This is a genomic window from Rhodococcus sp. IEGM 1408, from assembly GCF_033142235.1.
In the GTDB taxonomy this organism is placed as follows: domain Bacteria; phylum Actinomycetota; class Actinomycetes; order Mycobacteriales; family Mycobacteriaceae; genus Dietzia.
This window is the reverse complement of record NZ_JAWLRW010000049.1, coordinates 1-535: the sequence shown is the minus strand read 5'-3', so window position 1 is coordinate 535 and position 535 is coordinate 1. Positions and strand designations below refer to the sequence as shown.

The window sequence follows — 535 nt, the reverse complement described above, 5'->3', positions numbered from 1 at the left end:
CGAAGGCGACCGACTTCTCCTCCTCGCCAGCTGTGGGCGTGAAGGCCACGGTGGACGGCACCGTGGTCGAGGTCGGTGGCCCCTATCTCCTCGACCAGCATGGCCGCGACGAACTCCCTGTCGCCGATCACTGGCGCACCGAGGGCGCGATCATCCTGCACATCCTCGCCAATGGTCGGGTGATCGGTGCGCTGCGGTTGGCCGATGAGATCCGGCCCGAGTCCCGTGACGCCGTCGACGCGCTCCATGCTGCCGGTGCGCAGGTCGTCATGATCACCGGCGATGCTCAGGCCGTCGCCGACACCGTCGCCGCCGAACTGGGCATCGACCGGGTCTTCGCCGGGGTCCGGCCCGAAGACAAGGCCGCCAAGGTCGCCCAGCTCCAGCACGAGGGCCGCAAGGTCGCCATGGTCGGCGATGGGGTCAATGACGCCCCGGCGCTGGCCCAAGCCGACGTCGGCATCGCCATCGGCGCCGGGACCGACGTGGCGATTGGCTCCGCCGGCGTCATCCTGGCCTCATCGGATCCCCGCTC

The 535-nt window shown here is 70.3% G+C and carries 1 protein-coding gene; it reads left to right on the top strand.

Annotated features, from left to right (window positions below; all coding sequences use genetic code 11):
- The coding region (locus tag R4P08_RS18435) for an HAD-IC family P-type ATPase (RefSeq protein ID WP_317815314.1) at positions 1–535 on the top strand (535 nt) is incomplete at both ends.